This is a genomic window from Bacillus sp. LK2 (assembly GCF_001043575.1).
GTDB lineage: Bacteria > Bacillota > Bacilli > Bacillales > Bacillaceae_G > Bacillus_A > Bacillus_A paramycoides.
This window is the reverse complement of sequence record NZ_LDUK01000111.1, coordinates 1-2,639: the sequence shown is the minus strand read 5'-3', so window position 1 is coordinate 2,639 and position 2,639 is coordinate 1. Positions and strand designations below refer to the sequence as shown.

Genomic DNA, 2,639 nt, shown 5'->3' with positions numbered 1-2,639 from the left:
CTTAATCATACGAGGTGGTGATTAACAGTGACGATTACACAAAAGGAATTAAAAAAGGAAAAAGAAATGGTAGCAAATCTATTAAAAGCCAATGGTCAGGATTATAACCATTGGCTTCATTTACATCATCAGAAATGTATTGAAGAAAATCAAGATTTAGTAATGAAAGCTTTACAAGCATATAAAGCAGAACCAACCGAAGTGAAGGAAGACAGCAAGCCGAGCGAGTCAAGTCAGCTTAGCAACGTATAAGAATCCAAAAAGGAAAAGGGAGTGAATGTATATGTTGGATACAATAGCTCAAATGTTAGTGTTAGGTGATGCGATGGATGGTCTAATTAATACGGGTAATTCATTTATTACTTGGATGCAAAGAGGAGCAATGGTGAGTACAGCTATTGTATTTTGCTGGGGCGCTTATCTATTAATTTGGGGTGGTGAACGAGGAAGACATAAATGTATTTGGTGGTTTATTGGTGGGGCAGCCGGACTCGTTATCGTAATGGGATGCCAATACTTAGCAGAGAGCGTAAATAGTAATGTCAAATTTGGTCAAATCTTATTCCCGTTTCTTTGGATGAAATAGTGAACAAATATAAATAAGGCAATGAGGAAGCTATGCAAAGGGTATGGCTTTTTTTGTTGCCTTTTTTCATGGGATTTAGAGTAAATGTGAGAAAGGAGAAGCCATGTTCGTCATTTTTAAAAGTAGTAATGGAACAGAAATTGAGTCGGGCAAGCAATATTCGTTTTATGAAGCTTATACCTTAACCAAACGATTAGAACGCGCTTATAGAGAAGCAGGGCGACAAGAACATATTGATTTTGATTTGTTAGATGGTCATTCTGATGAAATCTATAACGGTACATTATCACTCGGTTCTGGTTATGCAGCTCACATTTTTGATCACATTTCAAAAAAAATGAATGTGATGGAATTAGATCCGGAACAAGAGGAACAAAAGAAGGAGCTGTTAGAAACGTTAGGAAGGGAAATCAATGATTATCCTTTTTATGAAGAATATGAATGTCAAGAAGAATTACCAGAAAGAAAGGAGGAACCCTCCTATAGTCCATCGGACGAAGTGAAAACACAAGTAAAGCCTGGAAAGGAAAATAGAAAAGGATTCAAGATGATTGTGAGTGTCATAGGAAGTGTGTTGTTAATTGGAGCTGGTGCCATATTTGCCTTTAAGTTATTCTCTTCCAAGCCGGTTTCGAGTGCAAATGCTGGTTCTGAACAATATGTAGTAAAAGGATTACAACAGGCAGCCATTCAACAGTATGGAGAAGCCGTTAAATACTTTGATAAGGTCAATTACACAGAATTAGATAAAGATAGTCAGAAAGCAGTTTTATTTACTTATTTATTAAATGGAAAGGCAAATAAGGCATTACAGTATGAACCGAAATTTGCAGAAAGTGTGGTTGCATATTTTATCGGGATAGACAACATGAATAAAATCAATGAAATTGATGTCAAAAATGATGTGATCGATTTTGAAAAGGCAGCGCTTAATAAAAAATATGAAGAGGTAATCAAGCTTAAAGGAAAAGTCAATATAGACGGTAGACGTGAAAAGCTCATTGTTGAAGCTTTTGTAAATCTAAAAAAATATGAAGATTGTTATTCTTTTGCCAAAACACAAGCAAATAAAAACTTGATGAAAGAGGTCAAAGAATTAGAAAAACGAGATGTTCAACAATCTACGATAAGTGAAGAGGAGAAGAAAGCTAAGATTGAAAAAATTGATAAAGATCTAAAGGACATCTAAGGGGGAAGAAATAACATGCCATTAAATTATGAGAATCTGTATAAAAAGATGGGAATTGTTTTTCTTGGTGGCTCATTGATATTGAGTACTACAGGATGCAGTTGGTTTGGAAGTAAAGAATCATCAAAAAGTAAATCAACTATTACAAAAAAGGTAGATAAGAATAAGCCGGAGGAAAAGAAAGAAAATTTGAACAAACAAGATTTCGAAGCAATTACAGAGAACGCAATTCAAAGTAAAGATAATGAAGTTGCTTATGTACTAGATGAGATTGATAAATCAAAAATTAATTTCAAAGAAAAATCCATTGTAAGTAATCTTCAAAATGGAGATGAAACCACTTCTCGTGTTCTTGTACTCTTTGATAAAGAAACAACAGATAAAACACTTCAAGATACGACAAAAGATAATGTGATTGCAGCTATTACAGATAATAAACCACAAGTAACCCTGAACGGAGATCATTTTGCTTTTGGCGATCAAAATATTGATTCTTCAGTAGCAAGTATAGGAGATATTCTTCCACCAGTTACACCGGAAGGTGAGAATGGTAATACGGAAAATACAGGGACAGAAAAACCGAAACCAACAGAACCAGAAAAGCCGAAACCGCCGGTAGATCCACCAACAGAACCAGAAAAGCCGAAACCGCCGGTAGATCCGCCAGTAGATCCACCAACAGAACCAGAAAAGCCGAAACCGCCGGTAGATCCGCCAGTGGATCCACCAACAGAACCAGAGAAACCAAAACCACCGGTAGATCCGCCAGTAGATCCACCAACAGAACCAGAAAAGCCGAAACCGCCAGTAGATCCACCAACGGATCCAGATAAACCGAAGCCGCCAGTAGATCCACCAACGGAT

General features: G+C 36.6%; 4 protein-coding genes. All 4 read left to right on the top strand.

What is annotated here, in order from left to right; genetic code table 11:
* The first annotated feature begins 27 nt into the window (after positions 1–27).
* Positions 28–252 (top strand): hypothetical protein, encoded by a 225-nt coding sequence (locus VK90_RS27410; protein ID WP_048376749.1) that lies wholly within the window; start codon positions 28–30, stop codon positions 250–252.
* A gap of 25 nt (positions 253–277) precedes the next feature.
* Positions 278–586: a hypothetical protein gene (locus tag VK90_RS27405; protein WP_048376748.1), complete on the top strand. Its 309-nt coding sequence runs from the start codon at positions 278–280 to the stop codon at positions 584–586.
* Positions 587–689: 103 nt separating this feature from the next.
* Positions 690–1,775, top strand: a complete 1,086-nt coding sequence (locus VK90_RS27400) for a hypothetical protein (protein WP_048376747.1) — start codon at positions 690–692, stop codon at positions 1,773–1,775.
* 15 nt (positions 1,776–1,790) lie between these two features.
* The coding region (locus VK90_RS27395; protein WP_048376746.1) for a hypothetical protein at positions 1,791–2,639 on the top strand (849 nt) is incomplete at its 3' end.

Bases quoted from the DNA above. Each gene is read 5' to 3' on its own strand.
- VK90_RS27400 (WP_048376747.1), top strand. From the start codon at position 690: ATGTTCGTCATTTTTAAAAGTAGTAATGGAACAGAAATTGAGTCGGGC.
- VK90_RS27405 (WP_048376748.1), top strand. From the start codon at position 278: ATGTATATGTTGGATACAATAGCTCAAATGTTAGTGTTAGGTGATGCG.